The organism is Bacillus sp. RO2 (assembly GCF_012911845.1).
Lineage (GTDB): Bacteria > Bacillota > Bacilli > Bacillales > Bacillaceae_I > Sutcliffiella_A.
On record NZ_JAAXCU010000054.1, the window covers coordinates 63,813 to 89,925 of the forward strand.

General features: G+C 41.7%; 24 protein-coding genes and 1 other RNA gene. 4 read left to right on the plus strand and 21 right to left on the minus strand.

Features of this window, described 5'->3' with window-relative positions:
• Positions 1 to 36 precede the first annotated feature (36 nt).
• The 11 genes from HF078_RS18355 to HF078_RS18405 form a co-directional block, all read right to left on the minus strand.
• Complete coding sequence (locus tag HF078_RS18355) at positions 37 to 1,644, minus strand: PucR family transcriptional regulator (RefSeq protein WP_169292446.1); 1,608 nt, start codon at positions 1,642 to 1,644, stop codon at positions 37 to 39.
• Positions 1,645 to 1,812: 168 nt separating this feature from the next.
• Positions 1,813 to 2,046 (minus strand): hypothetical protein, encoded by a 234-nt coding sequence (locus tag HF078_RS18360; protein WP_010196066.1) that lies wholly within the window; start codon positions 2,044 to 2,046, stop codon positions 1,813 to 1,815.
• 68 nt (positions 2,047 to 2,114) lie between these two features.
• Positions 2,115 to 2,348 carry a hypothetical protein gene (locus HF078_RS18365; protein WP_169292447.1) on the minus strand — a complete coding sequence of 78 codons (234 nt, stop codon included), beginning with the start codon at positions 2,346 to 2,348 and terminating at the stop codon, positions 2,115 to 2,117.
• A 21-nt stretch (positions 2,349 to 2,369) separates the two neighbouring features.
• Positions 2,370 to 3,836, minus strand: coding sequence for an NCS1 family transporter (locus HF078_RS18370; protein ID WP_169292448.1), 1,467 nt, complete (start codon positions 3,834 to 3,836; stop codon positions 2,370 to 2,372).
• Positions 3,837 to 4,332: 496 nt separating this feature from the next.
• Positions 4,333 to 5,757, minus strand: a complete 1,425-nt coding sequence (gene hydA / locus HF078_RS18375) for a dihydropyrimidinase (protein WP_169292449.1) — start codon at positions 5,755 to 5,757, stop codon at positions 4,333 to 4,335.
• A gap of 15 nt (positions 5,758 to 5,772) precedes the next feature.
• On the minus strand, positions 5,773 to 7,059 hold the full coding sequence (gene preA / locus HF078_RS18380) for an NAD-dependent dihydropyrimidine dehydrogenase subunit PreA (RefSeq protein WP_169292450.1): 1,287 nt from the start codon (positions 7,057 to 7,059) through the stop codon (positions 5,773 to 5,775).
• Between the two features lie 25 nt (positions 7,060 to 7,084).
• Positions 7,085 to 8,443 carry an NAD(P)-dependent oxidoreductase gene (locus HF078_RS18385; protein ID WP_169292480.1) on the minus strand — a complete coding sequence of 453 codons (1,359 nt, stop codon included), beginning with the start codon at positions 8,441 to 8,443 and terminating at the stop codon, positions 7,085 to 7,087.
• 132 nt (positions 8,444 to 8,575) lie between these two features.
• Positions 8,576 to 9,466: a nitrilase-related carbon-nitrogen hydrolase gene (locus HF078_RS18390; RefSeq protein WP_169292451.1), complete on the minus strand. Its 891-nt coding sequence runs from the start codon at positions 9,464 to 9,466 to the stop codon at positions 8,576 to 8,578.
• Between the two features lie 202 nt (positions 9,467 to 9,668).
• Positions 9,669 to 9,824, minus strand: a complete 156-nt coding sequence (locus HF078_RS18395; protein WP_082153507.1) for a YrzQ family protein — start codon at positions 9,822 to 9,824, stop codon at positions 9,669 to 9,671.
• A 22-nt stretch (positions 9,825 to 9,846) separates the two neighbouring features.
• Positions 9,847 to 10,041, minus strand: a complete 195-nt coding sequence (locus HF078_RS18400; RefSeq protein ID WP_047969446.1) for a hypothetical protein — start codon at positions 10,039 to 10,041, stop codon at positions 9,847 to 9,849.
• 15 nt (positions 10,042 to 10,056) lie between these two features.
• On the minus strand, positions 10,057 to 10,530 hold the full coding sequence (locus HF078_RS18405; RefSeq protein ID WP_169292452.1) for a PRC-barrel domain-containing protein: 474 nt from the start codon (positions 10,528 to 10,530) through the stop codon (positions 10,057 to 10,059).
• A 182-nt stretch (positions 10,531 to 10,712) separates the two neighbouring features.
• Between HF078_RS18405 and HF078_RS18410 the strand changes: the two genes are divergently transcribed.
• The gene (locus HF078_RS18410; RefSeq protein WP_169292453.1) at positions 10,713 to 11,288 is read left to right on the plus strand and encodes a hypothetical protein; all 576 of its coding nucleotides are present in this window, start codon (positions 10,713 to 10,715) and stop codon (positions 11,286 to 11,288) included.
• 79 nt (positions 11,289 to 11,367) lie between these two features.
• On the opposite strand, the gene recD2 is transcribed toward HF078_RS18410, so the two are convergent.
• The 6 genes from recD2 to HF078_RS18440 all read right to left on the minus strand — a co-directional run bounded on the left by recD2 (position 11,368) and on the right by HF078_RS18440 (position 18,151).
• On the minus strand, positions 11,368 to 13,770 hold the full coding sequence (gene recD2 / locus HF078_RS18415; RefSeq protein ID WP_169292454.1) for an SF1B family DNA helicase RecD2: 2,403 nt from the start codon (positions 13,768 to 13,770) through the stop codon (positions 11,368 to 11,370).
• 18 nt (positions 13,771 to 13,788) lie between these two features.
• Positions 13,789 to 14,445 (minus strand): tetratricopeptide repeat protein, encoded by a 657-nt coding sequence (locus HF078_RS18420; protein WP_169292455.1) that lies wholly within the window; start codon positions 14,443 to 14,445, stop codon positions 13,789 to 13,791.
• An 87-nt stretch (positions 14,446 to 14,532) separates the two neighbouring features.
• Positions 14,533 to 15,648: a tRNA 2-thiouridine(34) synthase MnmA gene (gene mnmA / locus HF078_RS18425; protein WP_169292456.1), complete on the minus strand. Its 1,116-nt coding sequence runs from the start codon at positions 15,646 to 15,648 to the stop codon at positions 14,533 to 14,535.
• 180 nt (positions 15,649 to 15,828) lie between these two features.
• Entirely contained in the window at positions 15,829 to 16,980 is a 1,152-nt protein-coding gene (locus tag HF078_RS18430) for a cysteine desulfurase family protein (RefSeq protein WP_169292457.1), read from the minus strand.
• A gap of 47 nt (positions 16,981 to 17,027) precedes the next feature.
• Positions 17,028 to 17,444: a cysteine metabolism transcriptional regulator CymR gene (gene cymR, locus HF078_RS18435; protein ID WP_047969452.1), complete on the minus strand. Its 417-nt coding sequence runs from the start codon at positions 17,442 to 17,444 to the stop codon at positions 17,028 to 17,030.
• Positions 17,445 to 17,476: 32 nt separating this feature from the next.
• Entirely contained in the window at positions 17,477 to 18,151 is a 675-nt protein-coding gene (locus HF078_RS18440) for a YczE/YyaS/YitT family protein (protein WP_169292458.1), read from the minus strand.
• A gap of 172 nt (positions 18,152 to 18,323) precedes the next feature.
• Between HF078_RS18440 and HF078_RS18445 the strand changes: the two genes are divergently transcribed.
• Together HF078_RS18445 and HF078_RS21115 are read left to right on the plus strand one after the other, a co-directional pair.
• Positions 18,324 to 19,595, plus strand: coding sequence for a replication-associated recombination protein A (locus HF078_RS18445; RefSeq protein ID WP_169292459.1), 1,272 nt, complete (start codon positions 18,324 to 18,326; stop codon positions 19,593 to 19,595).
• Positions 19,596 to 19,704: 109 nt separating this feature from the next.
• Positions 19,705 to 20,406 carry an RsfA family transcriptional regulator gene (locus HF078_RS21115; RefSeq protein ID WP_169292460.1) on the plus strand — a complete coding sequence of 234 codons (702 nt, stop codon included), beginning with the start codon at positions 19,705 to 19,707 and terminating at the stop codon, positions 20,404 to 20,406.
• A 49-nt stretch (positions 20,407 to 20,455) separates the two neighbouring features.
• Here HF078_RS21115 and HF078_RS18455 read toward each other — a convergent pair whose 3' ends face one another.
• Positions 20,456 to 21,223 (minus strand): tRNA threonylcarbamoyladenosine dehydratase, encoded by a 768-nt coding sequence (locus tag HF078_RS18455; RefSeq protein ID WP_060665145.1) that lies wholly within the window; start codon positions 21,221 to 21,223, stop codon positions 20,456 to 20,458.
• Positions 21,224 to 21,423: 200 nt separating this feature from the next.
• Between HF078_RS18455 and HF078_RS18460 the strand changes: the two genes are divergently transcribed.
• The gene (locus HF078_RS18460; protein ID WP_169292461.1) at positions 21,424 to 21,879 is read left to right on the plus strand and encodes a sunset domain-containing protein; all 456 of its coding nucleotides are present in this window, start codon (positions 21,424 to 21,426) and stop codon (positions 21,877 to 21,879) included.
• Between the two features lie 761 nt (positions 21,880 to 22,640).
• Here the strand turns inward: HF078_RS18460 and ssrS are convergent.
• The 3 genes from ssrS to hisS all read right to left on the minus strand — a co-directional run bounded on the left by ssrS (position 22,641) and on the right by hisS (position 25,951).
• A non-coding RNA gene (ssrS, locus tag HF078_RS18465) (6S RNA) lies at positions 22,641 to 22,830 on the minus strand.
• Between the two features lie 64 nt (positions 22,831 to 22,894).
• Positions 22,895 to 24,667 carry an aspartate--tRNA ligase gene (gene aspS / locus HF078_RS18470; protein ID WP_169292481.1) on the minus strand — a complete coding sequence of 591 codons (1,773 nt, stop codon included), beginning with the start codon at positions 24,665 to 24,667 and terminating at the stop codon, positions 22,895 to 22,897.
• Between the two features lie 3 nt (positions 24,668 to 24,670).
• Positions 24,671 to 25,951, minus strand: a complete 1,281-nt coding sequence (gene hisS / locus HF078_RS18475; RefSeq protein WP_169292462.1) for a histidine--tRNA ligase — start codon at positions 25,949 to 25,951, stop codon at positions 24,671 to 24,673.
• Between the last annotated feature and the right edge of the window lie 162 nt (positions 25,952 to 26,113).

Here is a 26,113-nt window from a genome sequence, read left to right on the forward strand (position 1 = left end):
AATTGGCCCCCTAAGGAAACCAACTTTGTCAACATTTTAAAGACTATACGTTTTACTATCTCCGTCCAAATACGAATTGGTCGTATTCAAATATTCATACACCATTACCATAAATTCAATCACAAGTCTTTTTTCAGAAATCATGAAGTCTTCCCCCAGTAAGCTTTCCAATTTTTGGATGCGGTGATAGAGAGTCTGCCTAACAATATAAAGCTTACTTGCCGTCTCTTTCTTTGAACCATTGCAGGAGAGATAGATTTTTAAAGTTTCTAAAAGCTTTCCGTTATGCTTTTGGTCGTAAACAATAACAGGTTCCAAATATTCCATAACGAAATCACGAAGATCATGATGTTTTTGCATGAACGAAATCAAGCGGTAAATATGAAGGTCCTCAAAAAAAGAGAAATATTCTTCTTTTAGCAGTTGTTCCTGGATTTGCATAGCCTCCCAGGAAGACTGATAGCTTTTAGAAAGTTGATCAAGTGGCAACACATATTTCCCAACAGCAAAACGAAGTGAATAATTTCCTTTATTGTCTTTTTGTTTGCTGATAATGTTAGCTACTCCTTCTGTTAATCTATCCTTCCAGCCTCTTTCCTCCCTTCTGTTAATAAGAATGACCGTTAGCGTATTTTTCATCTCTGTAAAGAATACGGAAAAACCCTGTTGTTCAAAGATGGAGCGAAATAACAGGGTAAGATAGGTTTTATCAAGTGGAGGGGCCTGCTGGTTTTTCTTTTTACAAAGAAGTACAACTCCCCCTTTATGAAACATCGCATCATTACGACCAAGGAAATCCCGTATGGATTCCTTGTGCTGACCACCTTCAAGCCAGCTACGGAGCCACTCGCTTTCTTCTAGTCTCCTTTTCTCTTCCACATACAATCCTCTTAAAATATGCTGAGCTAGCGCTGTTATAGTTCGATCTAAAAGTAAATGATCAAACTCGCTTAGTATGCGGTCTTGAGAAAAGATATGTATGACACCATGTTGCTTATCCAGTACCTGAACAGGCTCCATTAAGTATTTTTCTTTAACAGAATCACATTTCATTGAACATATAATTTTTTTTCGCTCGTGAATAGGAACGTCAGGGATAAAGAACCTCTCTCCTGTTTTATTTTCGTAAATAATTTGAGTTTCCAAATGTTCTTGAAGATAGTGAAGTATTTCGAATTCGTGGGTAATGGTCAACAGTTTCTTGTTTAACGTTTGAGAGTAGCTTTCTAGTTGAGAAATCATTTGATACTGCTGGTTAATCAACACTGAATGAATATCTTGTGTAATATCTACAAATGACACTTCCTGATGAAAGAGGATGAGAGGGAATGCTTGGGCATTAGCTAGATCAATGATTTCCTGTGGGATGGAGGGGATATAGGCACCTTTTTCAATACATAATCCGGCTGCCTGACAGTTTATGAGTTGCTGGACAAAAGACTTGAATTTCACGGTACTATTTCCAAAAGATACTCCGGTGGATAAAATAAGTTCTTGTCCATTCAACAACTTTTCAATATTGGTTATTTCCACAACATGTACCCATTTTACTTGGCGGTGTATACCTTGTTCTCCTGCTACTACTTCGGATTTTTCAAATTGTTTCCGCTTCATGATCTCCTGTAGAGACAACATGATTTTCATGTATTCACCTCTTTGTTTAAGATGGATAATCCAATTATGTAAGACTAGGTCCTAAAACGATACCTTTATTATAACGTATGCAGAACATTTATTTAATTAAATATTCTGACAAAAATACACAAAAGATGACATGTTGAGTAAATATCAACATGTCATCCTTTTTTTCACTTAATTGTTTATTGGAAAATATAGCTGTATCTCTTGGACCATTTCTTGAAATTCACCTTCATCATTGAAATCGCTTGAATCCCAGTTCTCTAAAATCCAATTTACCAGTTCTTCAGGCGAATTAAAGAACTCTCCACTTGAATCTGCTTTACGAATAGTAAACCTGTTGTTATCCTCATCAATTGTTACTTCACAAGGGTAGGCGCTTTCTTTGCATTTCAGTTGGTATTCCATAGAATTCTCCTTTCACGATGCAGTTTACCAAATTTTATTCCTAGTAAATTCAAACTATGAAGATTTCGTTAATTTTCTTGCCGTTGTTGTTGCTTGATTAAAAGGGAGGCAAAGTACTTCCTTGAATCAGCATGTTTAATGTGCAGGGTCTCTTCATGGGAAATTTCTTTCTTGCCATCGTGTCGTTCCAGAACAAGATAGGACCCTTCTAAGTTCTCTTCTACATCTTTAATACGAAATCCTTTATTGATGAAAAAGTCTATCTTTTCTTTTTCTGCTATATATTGTTGATAATCACTCAAAATATATTCCTCCTTCCTAATTTAGCTCGTAAGCTCTTTGGGTTCCTCAAAAGCGTCTCCATCTTCTAAAATATCCCAGTCTCTTCCAACTGTAATACCTAGGTACTTCTCATCATCCGGGTCTTCTATTTCAGCCTGCTGATACTTTTTAAAGTACCAATATTTTGCCAGGATGTAATATAATCCTCCACCAACAACAAAACCGACAATAAAGGAATAGTTTGCAAGATAGTAAGCTGCCGCTCCCCCTACAAACCAAGAAATAAACCCTGCTACATTGAAGCCATTTGTATACTTGAACTGCCCATTGTTCTCATAAAGATCATGAACATTCACACGGCGTTTTCTTAAAAGATAGTAATCTGCAAACAAAATTCCCACAATGGCAGACAGAATTCCACCGACAATCAATAAAACAGGAATCAATATTCCAAACAAGTTCCACGGTTGAACAACAGAACCTACGATCCCTGCAATGACAACTCCAGCCCAGAACGGAACCTTAGGACCCCCTACATTAGAGAAGATGGTGGCAGCCGGAATAAGATTGGCTGAAGCATTGGTGGACCACTGAGCAAAAATGATCATCAATAACAAAACACCTAGAACAATGCCACTAGCTGCCTCCTGCAGTGCGACAACAGGATCATAGTTTGATACGGCAATATAAGAAACACCACCGATGGCTACCATGAACGTTTGTGTAATTGGCAAGGCAATGACGCTTCCAACAATGCTGGATTTATTCCGTTTTAACCAGTTACGTTCATACTTAGGTGCTTTGATGAAACGTGAGATGGAGGGAATATCCGCTGCCAATGTTGCCCAAAATCCCATGTTACTGAATATTACAATCAGAAATGCAGTCACTGCAGCACCACCTGTTACGGGACTTTCAATCCAAGACCAAACTTCCCTGCCTTGTTCCAAAGCTCTGTCAGAAAGGGTAGTGTACATCCAGGCAGATATAATGATAATAATTGGTGCCGCAAGATCAGCAAAGCGCTCTACCGCTTTAATGCCAAGAGCGGTATTAAGTAGTTGAACAGCTGCAAAAATGAGAAAACACACAAACCAGTTATCAAAGCCTGTCAGGGTAAAAAGAATGGCATTCATGGCAGTGGCTCCGAAGTAGGTATTTATACCAAACCAGAAAGATGCCGCCAAGCCACGGATGATGGAAGGGATATGTGTCCCTATCGTTCCGAATGGCGCCCTCATATAGACCGGGAATGACAGTCCGTGTTCAATTCCTATGTCTCCAGTTATGGTCATGAACAATCCGATGGCTACACTACCTATGATGGTTGCAAGTATGACCCAGCCGAGGGATAAGCTTTGCACGCCTGCTCCTCCAATTGCAAAAGCTGCAAGTACTACTGCCATGCCGACCCACATGACTGCAAAGCCTAGTGTGCCGATTTTTCTGTTTGAGTGAGAGATTGGCAGCAGGTCTGGCGATTTTAAGTAACTTTCATTCTTTTTCATCACAACACCCCATTAAAAAATTTAGATATCTATCAACTCTTGCAGATCTTCGTTCCGGGTTATCGCTTTCCACTGGGCAAGTGCTTGAACCTCCCTCACCAGGCTTAGATTCCACTGAAAATGTCTCTAATTTACGATGTTTGTTCGAAACCGCTGTTGATTTCCCCAAAATGGCTTAACTTTCCTAGGGGCGGTGCTTGAGCCTCCTCGCTCCGCTGCGGGGTCTCAACCTACCGCTATCTCCCTCAGGAGTCTTCGCCTTTTGCTCCAATCAACAGCTAGAAATTTCTAAGTACATGAGATTTCAATTTTCAGTGGCCTCTCTAACGCTTCAGGGGTCTCAACTTACCGCTATCTCGAGCTGGAGTCTCTCACCCTGCACTTAGAACTGCAAGGGAATAACGCTTATTTTTGATAAAACAAATGCTTGACCTAGGGTGATTTTGTAGGTCAAGCATACGGAGGTTGGTTGAATAGAATTGTTAGGTTAGTTGGGTTAGATGGACAAGGTCTCGTTCTGTTTTAGTTGGGCTGTTGCTCCATATTTGTTTCGTTTAATATATTGACCGTTTCCTGCTTTACCGACAAATTGCTTATCACGGACGACAAAGTCACCTCTCACCAAGACAGAAACAGGTTCACCGGTAATTTTCATTCCTTCAAATGCATTATAATCAACGGCCATATGGTGGGTGGACGCTGATATTATCCTTTCGTGGTTCGGATCGAAAATGACGATATCTGCATCAGCTCCAACAGATATGGTTCCTTTTTTAGGAAACATTCCAAAAAGCTTTGCGACTCTTGTGGATACAATGTCGACGAACTGATTGATGGATATCCGCCCTTTTTTCACACCTTCTGAAAACAAAATACTGACTCTGTCTTCAATCATAGGCCCCCCATTTGGTATTTTGGTAAAGTCACCTTTTCCAAGCGTTTTTTGACCTTCAAAATCAAACGAACATTGATCAGAGCCAAGTGTCTGAAGCTGACCGCTTTTTAAGGCATTCCACAAAACATCTTGATGCCATTTATCACGCAATGGCGGGGACCAGACATATTTAGCGCCTTCAAAATTCGGTTTCTCCAAATAGCTTTTATCAAGAGCCAGGTATTGCGGACAGGTCTCTCCCCAAATCTCCACTCCTTTGTTTCTTGCTTCGGCAATTTTTCCCACAGCTTCTGCACAGGACACATGAACGACATAAAGTTGAGAATCAGCTAGAGAAGTTAGTTGTGCAGCCCTTCCAGTGGCTTCTCCTTCCACTTCTGGTGGCCTTGTTAGGGCATGGTAGATTGGGTCTGTATTCCCATTTTCCAATGCTTCCTTAGTTAAATAATTAATAACGTCTCCGTTTTCAGCATGAACCATGACAAGTGCACCGAGGTCTTTTGCTGCCTTTAAGGTATGGAAGAGAGTTGCATCATCTGCCTGGAATACATTTTTATATGCCATAAATACTTTAAAAGATGTGATGCCTTCTTTCTCAATAACTTGAGGAAGCTCCTTTAAGACCGTTTCGTTCATTTCACCAATCATCAAATGGAAGCTGTAGTCGATCACTGCTTTATCCTTTGACTTGTCATGCCAAGTTTTAATAGCATCTTGAAGCGGTCGGCCCTTTTCTGTCAAACAGAAATCAATGATGGATGTCGTTCCTCCAAAAGCAGCAGCCATTGTTCCACTTTCAAAATCATCTTTAGTTACTGTGCCTCCAAAAGGCATATCCAAATGAGTATGAGGGTCAATTGCACCAGGGAATATATAACAGCCTTTTGCATCAATCACTTCCGCATCTGCAGAAGAAAGGTTGAGCCCGATGGAAGAGATGGTTTCTCCTTCAATTAAGATGTCCGCTTCATACTGATCGCTTGCTGTCACAATAATTCCGTTCTTTATTAATTTTTTTGCTGCCATTTGTTCCATTCCCCCTTATTTAACCGTATCCACTTCACATTGCTTCAATAAACCAAGAGCAGACTGCCTGTCATTCCATGTCATCGGCGGCTGTTCATGCGGAAGCTCCACCATAGTGATAGCATCATCCACCGGACAGACAATGGAACATAGATTACATCCAACACAATCTTCTTCTCTAACCTGTAAGTATGATTTCCCTGAAGAATCTTTAAGCATATCAATACACTGATGAGAAGTATCCTCACAGGCAATATGACATTTATTACAGTTAATACAGGTATCCTGATTGATTCTTGCTACAATCTTGTAGTTCAAATCGAGATTGCCCCAATCCGAATATTTCGGTACAGACTTCCCTACAAGGTCCATCACCTTCGCAATTCCTTTTTCATCTAAGTAATTATTCAGTCCATCAAGCATGTCTTCTACAATTCGGAAACCATGATGCATGGCTGCGGTACAGATCTGAACACCTGTTGCACCCATTAACATGAACTCCACTGCATTTTGCCAGTTAGAGACACCGCCCATCCCGGAAATCGGCACATTTATTCTTGGATTTCTTGCACATTCTCCCACCATATTAAGGGCTATCGGTTTTACTGCAGGTCCACAATATCCACCATGGGCACCTTTCCCACCTACATGCGGTATCGTGTTCCAGCTATCAATGTCCACACCAGCAAGGCTGTTTATCGTATTGATCATACTGACAGCATCCGCTCCCCCTCTGACTGCTGCCTCAGCCGTCACCGTGATGTCTGTGATATTTGGGGTCAATTTAACAATGACAGGAGTATTTGCCGCTTCTTTAGCCCAATACGTTTGCCTTTCCACTAGATCCGGAACCTGACCGGATGCGGAACCCATGCCTCGTTCCGCCATTCCGTGCGGACAGCCAAAGTTCAACTCAAGTCCGTCCACACCAACCGCTTCCACTTTTTTCACAATTTCATGCCACTTTTCCTGTTTTGGTTCTACCATCAAAGAGGCAATGACGGCTCGATCTGGAAACTTCTTTTTGGTTTCTTCTATTTCTCTTAAATTCACTTCCAGAGGTCTGTCGGTAATAAGTTCAATATTATTGAACCCGGCTACTCTCTGCCCATTAAAACTTACCGCTGCAAATCGTGACGACACATTGATGATTGGATCGCCAAGCGTTTTCCACACAGCGCCTCCCCACCCTGCTTCAAAAGCACGCTGAACTTGATAACCAGAATTAGTTGGCGGTGCAGAAGCAAGCCAGAATGGATTAGGTGCTTTAATGCCTGCCAAATTTATTGATAGATCTGCCAAATGCTTTCCCCCCTCTTATTCTTATTTAGGCCGTCTCCACCTTGTTTTTTACCAGTTTTTCATACAGTGCATATGCGGTAAGTTTTCCTTGTTCCGCAGCAGTTACCACCATGGCCTCCCCTTGCCCCTTACCAAATACGACATCCCCGCAGGCGAATACTTTTTCATTGGAGGTTTGGTGAGTATGCTTATCTATTTTCACAACTCCACCGTCGTGAATGAGACCAAATTCTTCAATGAGACTTGTATATCTTGTTTGACCTATCGCCTTAATGACTGCGTCAACTTGCAGTGTGAATTCGGAATCTTTCACTTTCACAGGCCTTCTTCTTCCGTCAGTATCTGGAGCACCAAGTTCCATCCTTATACATTCGATGGCCGTGACATCACCACTTTCGTTTCCGATAATTTTACTCGGCGCTGTAAGCCAGCGGAACTCTACACCATCCTGCTTTGCAAACTCATATTCAAAATCATAGGCAGTCATTTCTTCCTGGGTTCGTCGGTATAATATTTTTACATTTTCTGCGCCAAGCCTTACCGAACAGGTAGCACCATCAATGGCAGTATTTCCTGCTCCAATGACCACGACATTTTTTCCTTTGAATTTATCTGTAATGCTATTGGTCTTTGTTTCTTTTACAAAGTCAATGGCATCATACACTCCATTCAGTTCTTCTCCGTCTATTCCTAGCATTGGAACACTAGCCATGCCAATTGCTAAAATAACACCATCATAATGAGTCAGGATTTCTTCAACTGAAATGTCCACTCCCACTCTTGTATTGGTACGGATATCCACATCCAAGCTTTTAACCTGTTCCACTTCCCAAAAAGAAACACTTTTAGGTAGACGGAAGGAGACTATGCCGTACGTATTCAGACCACCTGCTTCTGGCTCTGCTTCAAATACAGTGACTTGAAATCCAAGTAGAGCCAATTCGCGAGCTGCAGAAAGCCCAGCTGGTCCACCCCCGACTATCGCTACTTTTTTCCCATTGGATTTTCCTTTTTGGAAAAGAACTTGCTCATTTCTAATGGCCCAATCTGTTGCATATCGCTGAAGATCACCAATGATAATTGGTTTTGTATGGTGATTCAGAACGCAGGCCCCTTCACAAAGTTCCTCTGTCGGACATACCCTCGAACAACTTGCTCCGACAGGGTTGGCACTCATAATTGTTTTAGCTGAACCTTTTAAATTACCGGAAGCAATTTTTTTTATAAAAGAAGGGATATCAATGCTTGTCGGGCACGCTACAATACATGGTGCATCGTAGCAATATAAACAACGGTTGGCCTCTTCTAGTGCTTCCCTGTCTGTTAAACCCGGTTTTGCTTCCATAAAGTTAAGCGTTAAATCTTCTAAATCAATTCGTTTCATGGCCCCTTTCACATACCCACTCTCCTTTTATCCATTTCTCGCAAGAAAAAAAGGTAATCCATATCGACGGATGTGCCCAATATAAATACTGGAATCAGGTTCACAAACTGCGAATGAATTACCTCTTGTCCTTTACGGCAAAAGTGCGGTCATTTCTTCATATGTCTCCGGTCGTCTGTCACGGTAAAATTGCCACACATCTCTCACTTCACGGATTAATTTTTTATTCATTTCACCAATGATAACTTCATCTTGGTCCCTGCTACCGACGGATACAAACGACCCTCGTGGATCAACTAAATAAGACTGTCCATAAAACTCGCCCATTTTCCAAGGACCTTCCACTCCAACCCTGTTGATGGCACCAACATAATAGCCATTTGCCACTGCATGAGCAGGTTGTTCAAGCTTCCACAAATATTCTGATAAACCAGCCACTGTAGCGGAAGGATTAAAGACAATCTCAGCACCTTTCAAACCAAGCAGTCTTGCACCTTCAGGAAAATGTCGGTCATAGCATATGTACACACCAACTTTGGCATATGCTGTATCAAAAATCGGATAACCAAGGTTCCCTGGTTTAAAATAGAATTTCTCCCAGAAACCATGTCCTTGATCTCCTACCCCAACTTGAGGAATATGTTGTTTACGGTATTTTCCGAGATATTTGCCATCCGCATCAATAACAGCTGCGGTATTGTAGTACGTCGCGATGCCTTCTCTTTCATAAATGGGAAGTACAATGACCACCCCAAGTTCTTTAGCAAGGTCTTGGAAGAGTTTTGTGGTGGGACCATTTGGAATTTCTTCGGCAGCCTCATACCACTTCGCATTCTGTTCACTGCAAAAGTACGGACCGTAGAAGATTTCCTGAAGGCAGATAATTTGAGCACCCTTTGCTTTCGCTTCCCTTACAAGTTTAATGTGCTTTTCAATGGCTGCTTTTTTATGTACTTCCACAGCCTCTGTGCCATCCACATCATTGGAAGCTTGAATCAAACCTATCATCACTTTGTCGGACATATATGAACCTCCTTTTGATGATTGCATGCAAAAATAAATTATTAGAATAATTAGAACTTTATGTATATTTTACTGTCTTTAGGATTGTATTTCACTATACATAATGTCAAATGATACAAGGGTAGGACTGTCCACAATGTAAAACGGAAATCAATCTGAATAAATGTAATAAACCCGCTCCTATAAAAGGAACGGGTTCATTTTAAGAAAACAATCGCTTGGCTTGCTTTCTCATCTTCTTCATATTACGTTTGGAAGTCATATCTCCCAAAAAGTTTTGCACATCATTATTTCGGCTTAGTCGAGTGGCAGCGGCTCCAAGGCCAATCATTAACAAGGATGTCATAGCTCTGTTCATGCGACTCACTCCCAAGTTTTAGTTACATACTAATTTGTCGATCGTCTTCATGAAATAAATCATCCAAAGAACTCAACGTCCCATCCTCTTCCACTTGATGAGTATGGACCATTCCTTTGGATACGGATAGCTCAATAAAACAACCCCAACAATAATACTGATTCACACCGATTTTACCGATATCTTTACTTTTGCAATTAGGACAACAAAGGACCATCATTGACACCTCGCGTTAGGATAGTACAGAAACGACGACGGTATCTTTTCCAATGACAAGATCTGAAGGATTCTTTACAATTTTCTTTCCTTCCGACAAATCTGCAAAAAAACCGTCCGTTACCTCATATCCTACGATTGTGCCCGTTTCCTCTTCGAAATATACATCATCCAATAGACCAAGCTTATCCCCTTCTCCCGTTATAAAGGATTTCCCTTTTATACCGTGAAAATGATGATAATACACTTGTCCATCTTTTTTGGTAACTGGGGTAAGAGCATGTTCTCCCACCATGATCCCTTCATCACCAAAGGAGTGGATATATGAAAAGGGTAGAAACTTCGCCCGATGGAATATACCTTTGCCATCGATGATCAGCCCTTTGATGCGCCCTGGTTCTTCTATGCAAAGATCCTTTATTCGGCCAATCTTATTGCCTGATGCCATATCGTAGATTAGCATCCCAATCACTCGAGAAAATGTTCTCAAAGAATCCACCTCTTTTCGAACATTACTAGCTTTTGTCTGATTGGTTCTCCTGATACTGCGAAAGGTTTTCCATTTTAAAATAGGTGTTTTCAAGCAAAAACAGGCCAAATTTCTCCACCATTGACCAAGCAGTATTTTGGACGTCGAATAGTATGTATAGAATTCGTTATAAGGAGGTGTAAATGATGCCAAAATATTATTACTATATGAGTGAACAAAGAATGGCTATGGATGACGACGCAACAGAATATGAGTATAAGTATGAAAAAAAGGATCATTGTAAGAAACATGACAAAAAAGACCACAAGAAAAATCGTTCAAAATTAGTGGAATTTGCTTATGAAACAGCAGACCCCATTGTAACACTACCTTTACCTCTAACCTTCCCTCTAAGCGCACAACCACAAGTCATTGCTACAGCCACTCTAAAGGATGTTGAAAAAGGGAATGTCGTATGGCTAAATGGTCTTTACCACGTGAACAACAACTCGCCGGAATTTGCAGATCTCTTTACAAGAATTTATCGTGGTAACATTTCTCCTGGAAACCTAATTTATCAGAGCATTGTAGAAATTGATGCAGAAGGAAACGACGACGCAACAGAATCTGTTACTCAGTTCGTGGATGTGATTCCTGCTGATGCTAAAGATGTGACTTATTTTCTAACTTCTCAAAAAGGTCCGTTTTCTGAAGACCTGAATGTATTTGCCTACGGCCCTATTACCTTCACTGCTGCAGAAATCAAACAAGAAGACTAACTTTAAGTAAAATTCAATGAAGCTTGCCCATTGGTGGACAAGCTTCTTCCATTTGAATTTGTATTTTAGCCATTTTTTATTATTCTTCATCCATAAAATCATATGGACTGACATTTTCCATTCCAATGTTGGCATCTTTCCAAAAAGGGACCTCTTGTAGAACGGGATCAATGACTTCGTTGTCTGGTAAAGATTCCGACTGTTTCATTCGAAGCCTTTCTTTTAGGGATGTTTGCCTTGCCATTTCATCCGCACGTTGCACACCAAGTTTTAATGCTTCTTCTTCGCCACAAAGAATTAAAAAACGCTTAGCCCTTGTAACCGCTGTATACAGTAGATTCCGTCGTAACATCCGGTAATAGCTTTTCACAACAGGCAATACGACAATTGGGAATTCACTTCCTTGGGACTTATGTATGGAACAGCAATAGGCATGAGTTATCTGTCCTAGATCTTGCTTGGTGTAAGTTACTTCATTGCCATCAAAGGAGACAATGACCATGTCTTGTTTTTCCGTATTTTCTTTTGCGTAAAAAATGGAAACTACTTCACCTATGTCCCCGTTGAATACATTACTTTCTGGTTGATTGACAAGCTGCAGCACTTTATCACCGGTTCGATAGACCACATTCCCAAAATTCAATTCTCGCCGTTGTTCACTTTTTGGATTAAAAAGTTCCTGAAGCATTTCATTTAGTTTATCTATACCGGCAGTTCCTCTATACATAGGGGCAAGCACCTGTATATCACGTGCCGTATAGCCCTTGCTTTGTGCGTTTGCACAAACTTTTTTTACTACGTCTAATATTTGCGACTGTCCACATTTAATAAAGGATCGGTCCTTCTGTCCAGATGAAATGTCTGCTGGCACTACACCGTCTTTCATGTCGTGGGCCAACTCAATGATCGATGAACCATCTGCCTGTCTGTAGATGTCAGTCAGTTGCACGGTAGGGATTTCTTTAGATGCTAGTAAATCTTTTAATACTTGTCCAGGACCAACGGATGGAAGCTGATCTTCATCTCCCACCAATACGACCTGTATATCCTCAGGGAGAGATTTAAACAGTTGATTTGCAAGCCAGATATCCACCATTGACACTTCATCCACAATGAGTAGCTTTCCTGATATGGGGTTTTCTTCGTCATGTTGAAACCCTTCCGAGCCATTCCAACCGAGTAGCCTATGAATAGTCAAAGAAGGAAGCCCAGTCGCTTCACTCATGCGTTTGGCAGCGCGTCCTGTTGGGGCGACAAGCATAATCGGAAAAGGATCGTCTTTACTGTAATCATTAGGTTCCAATGAACAACCATGAAGGTCTGAGTACAGTTCTACGATTCCCTTGATAACGGTCGTTTTACCTGTCCCTGGTCCACCTGTCAAAAGAAGCATGGGCGTCATTAGTGCTTGCTGAATGGCTTCTTTTTGTGAAGGAGCATACTGAACCTTCAATCTGTCTTCTAATTCACCTAATGCTAGCAGGAACTCTGATTCAGGAAACTGGTCGGCATACTGGGTTTGCTCGAGCACCCTTTTTATATTTGTAACCACCCCTTGTTCAGAAAAATAGAGACTAGGTAAATACACTTTTCCTTCCTCAACTTTAAGTTTCCCTTCTTCTGTTAGTTGCATAATTTCCCGAGAAATGTCAGACTCTGCGACTAGGCCATGCTGCTTTTCGTTTAAAAGTCTGACGACCGCTTCCGTAAGCTGTTCCTCATGCACGTAACAGTGACCTTCCTGCATGGAATGCTGTTCAAGCATATACAAGCAGCCGGCCCTGATGCGATCTGGATGATTTCCAGAAATACCAAAGTGATTTCCAAGTTCATCTGCTCTGGCAAAACCAATACCCTCTACTGTTTCCACAAGCTCGTACGGGTTTTTCTGCAGCGTTTCAATCGTTTGGTCCTTATAGGCCTGATAAATTTTCATCGACAATTGCGGGCCAAAACCAAACTGTGACAGGGCAATCATAACCTGCTCCAACCCTTGATGTTCCATCAACGTATCATAAAGCAGTTTCGCTTTATCACCGGCAAGCTTTGGAATGGAATCAAGTACAGAAGGATTCTCGAGTATTTTAGAAATGGAATTTTCACCAAGAGCATCTGCAATTTTTTCTGCCGTCTTTCTCCCGATGCCTGAAAACAAATCACTTGAAAGATACTGGACAATACCGTGTCTTGTTTGTGGAATATCTTTACGAAAGTGCTCCACATGAAACTGAAGTCCAAACCGAGGATGTTCCTTCATCTGTCCGAAAAATATGTATGTCTCGTCTTCATGAATGCGAGGGAAATAACCAGTCACGACCGCTTCTTTTTCTTCATAGGCAACATTCGTCTCCGTCACTCTAATCCGCACCACTGAATACATATTAGATTCATTATGAAAGATGGTGACGAGATGCGATCCTTTAATAAACTTTTCATGTTCCTCGAACAAATCGAGGGAGGATTGCTGCTTTTGGTCCTTCATGGAATTCCCCTCCGTTCCCTAGTTTTCTTCTGTGAGAATTTTTCTCGCATGTGCAGCTAGCATATGATCTGCCTGTACATCCAATGCTTTATCCAGATTCTCCAACGCTTTTTCCCTGTTTTCTTGGTATGCATAAGCAACACCCAAGTTGTAAAAAGCATCCGCGTGCATTGGATCTGCATCTACTACGTTTTCAAACTCCATTGTCGCTTCTTCAATGAGACCTTGGCCAGCTAAACAAAGTCCGTATTGAAATCTTGCCTCTGCATCTTCAGGTTTTAATTCTACAGCACGTTGAAAATATGGCAGAGCAAGCTTTGGCTGTTCAAATTGCAATAGGGTCATCCCAAGCATAAAGAAGATATCACTGTCATTAACACCTTTTTTCATGGCAAGTTCAAACTGATCTTTTGCTTCATTCCATTTTTCAAGCTGATAATAGACATTTCCAAGACCATAATGAGCAGTTCCGATTGTATCGTCTTTTTCCAGCGCACGTTCAAAAAACTTCATTGCTTTCTCAAGTTCGCCAACAGCACTTAATACATTTCCAAAATTCACATATGCTACCGCATTATCCGGATTCTCTTCAATCTCTTTTGAAAAAGCTGAAAGTGCCTCTTCGTATTTTCCTTCTTGCAGGTATTGAATACCTAATGCATTATTATCTTTCATTTGTACGTACACCTCATCTATTTTCTCAGTCTTTTTAGTATATCATAGAGAAAACCTCCATTCCTTATGGAATCGAGGTTTTCACTTTTATCCTACATACCAAAGTTTTTCATTATTTTTGAACACATGATCAATCGTTCCCCCACCTAGACATTCGTCACCATTATAAAAGACAACTGCTTGTCCAGGAGTAATCGCTCGAACCGGTTCATCAAAGATAACCTTCACTTTATTATCTTCCAAGTGCTGAATCGTCACTTTGTTATCTGCTTGACGATATCGGAATTTAGCTGTGCATTCTATACCATCGGCTGGTGGGTTGTCTGACACCCAACTGATATCTGTAGCAGTGATGGAATCAGAATATAACAATTCGTTATGGAAGCTTTGTCCTACATAAAGGACATTCTTTTCCAGATCTTTTCCAATAACAAACCATGGGTCGCCGCTTCCGCCAATCCCAAGTCCTTGGCGCTGTCCGATTGTATAATACATCAATCCGTCATGTTTTCCTTTGACTTCGCCATCCATGGTCAACATATTCCCTGGTTGCGCAGGAAGGTACCCACTCAGGAATTCTTTGAAATTGCGTTCTCCAATAAAGCAGATTCCCGTGCTGTCCTTTTTCGTTGCAGTTGCAAGGCCTGCACGTTTAGCAATTTCACGCACTTCTGATTTTTCAATATTGCCTATTGGGAACATTACTTTAGATAATTGTTCTTGGCCCAATTGATTCAAGAAATACGTTTGGTCTTTGTTGTCATCAAGGCCGCGAAGCATTTTGTATTCGCCATCGCGGAATTCCACTTGCGCATAGTGACCTGTAGCTAAATAATCTGCACCTAGGTCCAATGCGTGTTCAAGGAAAGCCTTGAACTTGATTTCTTTGTTACACATTACGTCAGGATTTGGTGTACGTCCTGCTTTGTATTCATCTAAGAAATATTGGAACACTTTGTCCCAGTATTGTTTTTCGAAATTTACCGCGTAATAAGGGATACCGATTTGGTTGCAGACACGGATGACATCATTGTAGTCTTCTGTTGCTGTACAAACTCCGAATTCATCGGTGTCGTCCCAGTTTTTCATGAAAATGCCGATTACATCGTAGCCTTGTTCTTTTAAGAGAAGGGCGGCTACTGATGAATCTACTCCACCTGACATTCCTATTACTACACGGGTATCTTTTGGTGCTTTTGTCATCTTGATCACCCCGTATTTAATTATTTTATTTATTCCGTTTACACTCTGTAGATTTCCGTTCCAGGTGTTCGCTTTCCTAGGGGCAGTGCTTGAGCCTCCTCGGCTGCGCCTGCGGGGTCTCAACCTACCGTTATCTCCCCTAGGAGTCTCACACCTTGCACTCCAATCTACAGGGAGATCTTATCTACTATTTCGTGTTAGCCGTTTTACTACTTTGGCTGTTTCTTTGGCAGCGTGTGTGATGTCTTCGATTGTGTTTCCTAGTCCGAAGCTGAATCGGATGGAGGAAGCTATTTTGTCTGAATCTTTTCCGAACATGGCGACTAGGACATGGGAGGGGTCGATGGAACCTGCTGTGCATGCCGACCCGCTTGACACTGCAATACCTGCCAAATCCATGTTAACCAATAAGGACTCTACATTGGTCCCTGGAAAATATACATTCAGCACATGCGGTAATGTTTCTTGTGAACCGTTGTTGACTTCAAAAGACACATCTTCTTCGCGCCAAACTTGTAGCATTGTTTCTTTAAAGCTTTTATACAATGCTACTTTTTCTTTTGCTTGCTCCATACTTAATTCAATCGCTGTTTTCAATCCGACGATTCCTGCGACATTTTCGGTGCCTGCGCGTCGTTTGCGTTCTTGTTCACCACCATAGGTCAAGTTGGAGAAGTTTGTACCAGACCTTGCATATAAAAAGCCAACTCCCTTAGGACCGTTAATTTTATGGGAGGACATGGAAAGAAAATCAATGCCTTGTTCTTCCACATCGATAGGAAGAAGTCCGAAAGCCTGTACAGCATCTGTATGAAAATAAGCTTGATGTTCCTTCAACAGATCGCCAATTTCCATAATTGGCTGAACCGATCCTACCTCATTATTTCCATACATGATGGTGACAAGAATGGTTTGATCGGTAAGTGCAGCTTTTAAATCAGCTAATTTAATCTGTCCTTGTTGATCGACAGGCAAATACGTTATTTCAAAACCTTCTTTTTCTAGTTGCTCACATGTATGAAGAACCGCATGGTGTTCAATTTGCGTTGTAATGATATGATTTCCACGCGTTCTGTTGGCTCGAGCGACCCCTATAATTGCTAAGTTGTCCGCTTCTGTTCCTCCACTTGTAAAAATGATTTCTGTTTCTTTCGCACCGATGGAAGTGGCTGCAACGTGCCTTGCTTCATCAACGAGGTGCCTCGTTTTTCTTCCAAATCCATGGATACTGGAAGGATTTCCGAAATCCTCTCTCATGACAGGAAGCATACTATCGAGGACAGCTGGGTGCATGGGTGAGGTTGCCGCATGATCTAAATAAATCTGTTTCAATGAGGACGCCTCCTTTCCTACTAGTTAATGTTCCCCTGTTCCACTGCTTAGATGTAGAACATATATGCTTCTTGATCTCCGCCTTCATAATTGGCCAAATCATCAAGTGTTGTACTATCCAATACGTCTTTAACTGCATCACGGATCCGAATCCATAGCTCTCGTTTCGCTGGTTCTTCATCGTCAATTACTTCAACCGGGCTAATTGGGCCTTCTAAAACACGAATGATATCTCCAGCCGTAATTTTCGTAGGTTCATCTGCTAAAATATAACCACCATACGCCCCTCTTATACTTTTTACAAGTCCAGCATTACGAAGGGGTGCAATTAATTGCTCCAAATAGTGCTCCGATAGGTCGTGCGTTTGCGCAATCGTTTTTAACGAAAGTGGACCTTCTCCCACATTTTTGGCGAGTTCAATCATAATGGTCAATCCGTAACGTCCTTTGGTTGAAATTTTCATCTCCGAACACCTCTACTCTTTCTATTCAGTTTCTATATTTGAAAAGTTACCTTTTTATCTTTTTTATGTTGAATTTTATCAAGTAATGAGTCCGTTGCCCTTTGACAGGCAGGCAGCGTCAGACCGACGATGCTCCCGATAGTAAGACTGAATAGTATGGTTCCGATAAAGACAGGTCCACCTAAAAGCCAACCTAAACATAATACTACTAATTCCATTCCTAATCTAATATATTGCACTTTCCACCGTGTCACTTCCGTCAAGGCAATCATTAGGCTATCTCTTGGCCCTGCACCACAACGGGAGGAAATGTAGACACCAATTCCAATTCCGATAACTAATACACCCAATAAAAGCATGGCAAGCTTCCCGATAAACAGATCTGGCGTGTGCAATTGGGGGATCATCATATACAAATCAATGAAGATTCCGACCATCAGCATATTCAAAAAAGCTCCTAATGGAGGCAGCTTTTTCGTAATCATAGTAGAGATCATCAAAATAAAAAAGCCCACAATAATGGACCAGGTACCAATAGTGAGTCCGATTTGGTAGAAGAGTCCAATGTGAAAGACATCCCATGGCGCACTGCCCAAGTCAGCACGTATCATTAAGACAATTCCAAAGGCCATAATAAACAGCCCGATAAAATAGATGGCCCATTTTGCCAAAAACAACCTTCTGCCTATACTACGCTCTCCTTGCATGCAGCCTCTACCCTTCTGTCTTTACTTGTTTCTGTCTCTTATTAAAATCTATCCTATTATAGCATAATTTCAAAGGTTTTACATTTTGTCTGTTTTGTTTTAATGCATGATGCTAATTATGGTACAGTGGGTATGGGACACTAGATGTCATTGTACGCAGGAAGGTGTTTATATGAACAATAAACCACTGGCCTTTCGGATGAGGCCTCGCACCATAGATGAAATGGTAGGTCAGGAGCATCTTGTAGGAGAAGGGAAAATCATTCAACGAATGGTAAAAGCAAAACATCTCTCCTCTATGATTCTTTACGGGCCCCCTGGGATAGGAAAAACGTCCATCGCCACAGCGATTGCCGGCAGTACACAATATGCATTCCGGACATTAAATGCGGTGGTACATAATAAAAAAGACATGGAAATAGTAGCAGAAGAAGCAAAGATGTCAGGCAAAGTCATTCTTATTTTGGATGAAGTGCACCGACTTGATAAGGCGAAACAGGACTTTCTGTTGCCTCACCTTGAAAATGGAAGAATTGTTTTAATTGGAGCCACTACAAGCAATCCTTATCATGCAATCAACCCTGCCATTCGTAGCAGATGCCAAATTTTCGAGCTGCATCCTTTGTCTGTAACGGAAATCAAACAAGTCATCACGCAAGCACTGAAAGACGAGGAACGAGGTTTAGGTGACTATCAAGTTGAATTGGATGATGGAGCATTGGAGCATTTTGCGAATGGTTGCGGCGGGGATGTTCGTTCTGCGTTAAATGCATTGGAGCTAGCCGTACTTTCCACTACTCCAAATGATGATGGAAAAATAATGATTGGGGTAGAAACAGCTGAAGAATGCCTGCAAAAGAAAAGCTTTTATCATGACAAAGATGGGGATGGGCATTATGACGTACTATCCGCGTTTCAAAAGTCCATTCGCGGAAGTGACGTGGATGCAGCTCTTCATTATTTAGGGCGTTTGATTGAAGCAGGGGATCTTGTGAGTATTGGAAGAAGACTGCTTGTAATCGCTTATGAGGATATAAGCTTGGCCAATCCACAAGCGGGGGCACGAACTCTCTCTGCAATTGAAGCCGCAGAAAGACTTGGATTCCCAGAAGCTAGGATCCCTTTGGCAAATGCGGTTATCGAACTTTGCCTTTCTCCTAAGTCAAACTCCGCCTATAAAGCGCTGGATGAAGCCTTAGCTGACATCAGAAAAGGACTTGTAGGCGAAGTTCCTGCCCATCTGAAGGACGCACATTATAAAGGGGCAGCCTCACTTGGCCGAGGCATTGAATATAAATATCCGCATGACTACCCTAGCGGATGGGTTGCTCAGCAATACTTACCGGACAAACTGAAACATAAATCCTATTACAAACCTAAAGACACGAGCAAATTCGAAACTGCCCTTGGGCAAATATATGAAAAAACGAAGAAGAAAAGATAAGGGGACCCGTTTCCCCTTATTTTTTATGTTAATCTAGTAAACTTTCGTATATTCCTCCTCTTTTCTGGAAAAGATGGTAGAAAACGACCGTTATAAGGAGTGGATTATAATGAAAGTAAGACAAGATGCATGGTCCCATGAAGATGATTTATTGCTTGCTGAGACTGTTTTACGATACATAAGAGATGGTGGTACGCAACTTGCAGCCTTTGAAGAAGTCGGAGATGCCTTAAATCGAACATCGGCCGCATGTGGATTCAGATGGAATGCAGAAGTCAGAAAAAAATATGAACCTGCTGTTGCTATAGCAAAGAAACAACGAAAAGAGAAAAAGCGAGCGCAAGAAAAGCTAGCAAAGGAACAACAAAAAAGCGAATCTGTTACAGAAAAGAAAGCTACCAATCAACCAATTGAATTGGAATGGCTTCCTGCACCAAAATTAGATTCTAATGAAAAGGTCACCCTGCCATTTGAATATGATATGGAGGAAGATGAAGAATACGCACCGCTTCCAGTGCGAAAAGAAAAAGCAACTATGGCTGCATCTTCTTCCATTACCCTTGAGGATTGCATTCATTTTTTGCAAAATTTCCATCAACACCAGAATTCCGATTATCGCTTGCAGTTGGAAAGTGATAGACTTCAAAAAGAGAATCAATTGCTGAAGCAGAAAAACCAATCCCTTGAAAAGCAGCTTAAGAATTTAGAAGAACAACAAGTTGCGATAAACGAAGACTATGAAATGCTAGTCCAGATCATGGACCGGGCAAGAAGATTGACCGGCAACAGCGTGCAAGATGAAGTGATGTGAAAATAAAAAGGAGGCCTCGTCATGAGTTGACGAGGCCTTCTTTCTTTTGTTATTGCTTTCCACCGACACGTTGGATTTTTACATCTTTCAAAATGTCATTGATTACGTACCCACCAAGGATAAGTCCCGCAACAGATGGAACAAATGCATTGGAGGAAGGTGGCATTTTTGCTTTGCGAATTTCTGCGTTATCATTTCCAACTGTTTTACGAACATCCTCTCGAATGACAATTGGGCTTTCATCTGAAAATACCACTTTGATCCCACGATGTATCCCTTCTTTACGAAGGCGTGTGCGAATGACTTTTGCAATTGGATCTGTATGCGTTTTAGAGATATCCGCCATTTTGAAGCGGGTTGGATCCATCTTGTTTGCCGCTCCCATACTGGAGACCATAGGAATCTTGCGTTTTAAACACTCTTTCATTAAGTGAATTTTATAGGAAATCGTATCAGAAGCATCAATCACATAATCCAAGCCGTAGCTGAAGAACTCCTCGTACGTTTCTTCTGTGTAGAACATTTTTAATGCTATTACTTCACAATCAGGATTAATGTCTTGAATTCGAGCTTTCATCAGATCAGCTTTTGGTTGCCCCACCGTGGACATAAGTGCATGAATCTGACGGTTTACATTGGTAATATCCACATCATCTTTATCCACTAAAATAAGACGGCCGACACCAGAACGCGCCAACGCTTCTGCTGAGAAAGAGCCTACCCCGCCTATTCCTAATACTGCAACCGTGCTATTTTTAAGGGTTTCAAGGCCTTCTTTACCTATTGCCAATTCGTTTCGTGAAAATTGGTGTAACATTGCATATCAACTCCATTTATCGCTTGTTTCATTTTTAATGTCTTTTAAAGATTGTACCCGAAATCGAATATAACATACTTTGGGTGAAAAGCAAGTAGTCGGATAGGAATTTTTCTTTTTTACGAATTGGGTTTCAATACCTTATAATGAAGGGAATAGTAACTGAATATTATTTTTTTATTGAAAGCGGGGAGTTTGTATTGAAGAATCTTTTAAAGGCCTTATCTTACTTCTTAGTTATTGGCAGTGGTTTAGTAACAATCTTTCGCTTGAACAAAACGAATAAGCAGTTAATGGCAAGGGAAACAACAGCTTTTCAAGTAAAGCAAACGTTGGAAGCGATTGCTGCTACATTGGAGAAAACACAAGAAAGCGAGCGCAGTACTTTAGCAGAAGCCAAACAAAGTACAGTGGATTCTGTTAATGATGAAGAGCTGACTGTTTTGACTACAAAAGATGAGTTGAAACAAGATGACCAAGTATCGGAAGAGGAACAGCAAGAAGCTCCCCCATTAATAAAAGCAAACAAGAATGCGCGTGGTGAATACATTTATCACGTTCCAGGCGGCGTTTTCTATGAGCGCACGACTCCGGTGGAATGGTTTCACACTGAAGAAGAGGCGCAGGCAAAGGGATACAGAAAGTCAGCGAGGTAAGAGTTAATTGTGGTACAACCTTCATTTCGAGTGAGGGTTGTTTTTTTTGTTCGTTTTGGAAATTTAAGACAAGGACGATGAGGTTACTCCTTATCAGGGAGTCATCCGATACCTATGGGGACAATGTTGACGGGATTTCATCGTCGTCTTTGGAAGTCATACATCACCTATGAGGACAATGTTGGTGGGGTTCCTCCTTATCAGGGAGTCATACGCGCCTTATGAGGACAATGTTGACGGGATTTCATCGTCTCGGGGAGTCATACATCACCTATGAGGACAATGTTGACGGGGTTCCTCCTTATCAGGGAGTCATACGCGCCTTATGAGGACAATGTTGACGGGATTTCATCATCACGGGGAGTCATACATCACCTATGAGGACAATGTTGACGGGGTTCCTCCTTATCAGGGAGTCATACGATACCTATGAGGACAATGTTGACGGATTCCCACCTTCTCAGGGAGTCATACAACACCTATGAGGACAATGTTGATGGGATTTCATCGTCTCAGGGAGTCATACAACCCCTATGAGGACAATGTTGACGAGATTTAACCAACACAGGGAGTCATACGAAACCTATGAGGACAATGTTGGCGAGATTTCACCAACTCAGGGAGTCATACAACTCCTATGAGGACAATGTTGATGGGTTCCCACCTTAACAGGGAGTCATACGGCATAAAATTCACTATAATAACACAAAAAACCGGCATCCCGCATTAAAGCGAGATACCGGTTTTTAATCCGTATGTAGGCAAGTCCCAATCGTGCCGTCGTCGATGCCTTCGTTTTGATCCCCGCTCACAGCAGGTGGGTGCTCTGTTTCATGCGTGTAGTAAGTCCTCACGAGGAAGGCATTTACGCAGCGACGAAAACTCTGAGCTCCCGTATAATCTATTGTTCGGTCAAAACAATAGGTTATACGACGAACACATCAGGACTTGCGACTTCTTGAAATTATATTAACACAAAGGGTATAGGTTTTCAACTTCTACCGTATGGGAAAATCTACTCTTTTTTGACAGCTAGCGACAAATGTAACTCGTCTAATTGCCCACCTGCAACTGGACTTGGTGCTGCTGTCAGGATGCAGCTTGCACTTGCCGTTTTAGGGAATGCAATCGTGTCACGAAGATTTGTTCTTCCTGCCAACAGCATAACTAAACGATCTAACCCAAGTGCGATTCCACCATGTGGAGGGGTTCCATATTCAAATGCCTCTAGTAGGAAACCGAACTGCTCGGTTGCCTCTTCTTTACTGAAACCAAGTACTTCAAACATTTTTTCCTGGATATCACGTTCGTAAATACGTAAAGAACCTCCGCCTAGCTCATATCCGTTCAATACTAAATCGTAGGCTTGAGCACGAACTTCACCTGGGTTTGTTTCAAGCAATGGAAGGTCTTCGCGAACCGGCATGGTAAATGGATGGTGAGCGGCAAAGTAGCGGCTTGCTTCCTCATCGTACTCTAGTAAAGGCCAGTCAGTTACCCATAAGAAGTTAAATTTGCTTTCCTCAATTAGACCAAGCTCTTTTCCAAGCTTCAAGCGAAGAGCACCTAGTGCATCTGCAACAACAGATTTTTTATCTGCTACAAATAGGATCAAGTCACCTTCTGCAGCGTCTAGGGATTGGATGAATCCTTGTTGTTCTTCTTCATTGAAGAATTTTGCGATTGGTCCCTTCAAGCCTTCAGATTCTACTTTTAACCATGCTAGACCTTTTGCCCCGTAAACAGAAACAAATTCAGTTAAAGCATCGATGTCTTTACGGGAATATTTGCTTGCCGCACCTTTTACATTGATTGCTTTTACTTGACCTCCATTATTTACAGCTGCGCTGAACACTTTGAATCCACAGTCAGCAACTTGCTCGGACAGGTCAACAAGTTCCATTTCAAAACGAGTATCAGGCTTGTCAGAACCATATCTGTTCATGGCTTCCTGGTAGGTAATACGAGGGAACGTTTCTGGAACATCCACATTTTTGGTATTTTTCATTACCATTCTCATCATATCTTCCATCATACCGATAATTTCTTCTTGTGATAAGAAGGAAGTCTCAATGTCAACCTGTGTGAATTCAGGCTGTCTGTCTGCACGAAGGTCCTCGTCACGGAAGCAACGAGCGATCTGATAATAGCGCTCCACGCCGGAAACCATCAATAGTTGTTTAAAGATTTGCGGAGACTGCGGCAAAGCGTAGAACTCTCCTGGGTGTACTCGGCTTGGTACCAGGTAGTCACGCGCACCTTCTGGCGTGCTTTTAGTCAAAATAGGCGTTTCCACTTCCATGAACTGTTGATCGTTCAAAAATTCACGGATGGAACGCGTTACGTCATGACGCATCTTCAACGTGTCAAACATAACAGGGCGGCGAAGATCCAGGTAACGATATTTCAGACGGATGTCTTCGTTCACTTCCGTTTTGTTGTCCAATACGAATGGTGGTGTTTTAGCAGCATTCAAGACTTCAATTGCCTCTGCATGCACTTCAATTGCACCTGTTTTCAAGTTAGGGTTTACTGTTGCTTCGTCACGCGCAACCACTTTCCCTTTAATGTATAAAACGTACTCGTTGCGTACACTTTCAGCAGTTTTTAAAGCTTCCGCAGAGACGTCTGGATTGAAAACGATCTGTACAAGTCCTGTACGGTCGCGGAGGTCTAAGAAAATAAGTCCTCCAAGGTCACGGCGCTTTTGCACCCAGCCTTTTAGTTCAATTGTTTCACCTATGGATGTTTGAGGTACTTCGCCACAGTTATATGTTCTACCTAGCATCATTTATCTCTCCCCACTTTTCTTTGCTGATAGGAATGCTACCGCTTCTTCAAAAGCAACTTCCTGTTGTTCGCCTGTTTCCATTTCTTTGATAGAGACGACGCCTTTTTCTAACTCATCATCACCAAAAACGATGGTGTATTTTGCTTGCAGGCGGTCTGCCGCTTTGAATTGTGCTTTCAGTTTTTTATCTTGATAATCTTTTTCAGCTACAATCCCTGCTTTTCTTAAATCAAAAAGTAGCTTTACTGCAGTTTCTTTTGCTTTGTCTCCAAGTGCGACCACATAGCAATCAATGGAATCTTCAAATGGAAATTTCACATTTTCTGCTTCCATAGCAGATATCAGACGCTCGATGCTTAATGCAAATCCGATACCAGGTGTTTCTGGTCCACCGATTTCTTGGACCAGCCCGTTGTAGCGTCCACCGCCACATAATGTTGTGATGGCACCAAAACCTTCAGATGTGCTCATGATTTCAAACGCTGTGTGGTAATAATAATCAAGTCCGCGCACTAAATTTGGGTCAATTTCATATTGAATGCCTAGTGCAGATAGGTAAGCTACCACTTTATCAAAATAAGCTTTGGACTCTTCATTCAAGTAATCTAGGATAGATGGTGCCGTTGCCATCAATTCATGATCGCGGTCCTTCTTGCAATCAAGGATTCTGAGGGGATTTTTCTCGAGACGTCCTTGGCAATCGCCACAGAACTCGTTGATTCTTGGTTGGAAGTGATTTATCAACGCATCTCTGTGAGCCTGACGACTTTCCTTATCACCTAAGCTGTTGATGACAACTTTTAAGTTTTTAAGACCTAAACTTTTATATAATTCCACTGCTAGAGCAATTACCTCTGCATCAATGGATGGGTCGTTGCTTCCAAGCGCTTCAATTCCGAACTGAACGAACTGGCGGAAACGCCCTGCCTGTGGACGTTCATAACGGAACATCTGGCCAATATAATAAAGTTTTGTCGGTTGCGTAGGTGAACCGAACATTTTATTGTTTACGTAAGAACGCGCCACTGAAGCTGTTCCCTCGGGACGAAGTGTAAGGCTTCTTCCACCTCGGTCTTCAAAGGTGTACATCTCCTTCTGTACCACATCCGTCGTATCCCCAACACCTCTTAAAAACAACTCCGTGCTCTCAAAAATAGGCGTCCTGATTTCCTTATAATTATATAACTCACAAATCTCCTTCGCCTTCGCCTCAATATACTGCCACTTCTCCACCGTACCAGGTAAAATATCCTGCGTACCACGCGGTATCTGAATCGCCATTTACGGTTCCTCCTTATAAAGGGGTCAGACCCCTCTTTCGTTATTTAAAGTGGTAAAGAGGGGTCTGACCCTCTCTACGTTAATTCGTTACATCAATAAAGCAATTTACATATAAAAAACTCCCGTCCCTTGTTTAGATTCTAAACAAGGGACGGGAGTTGT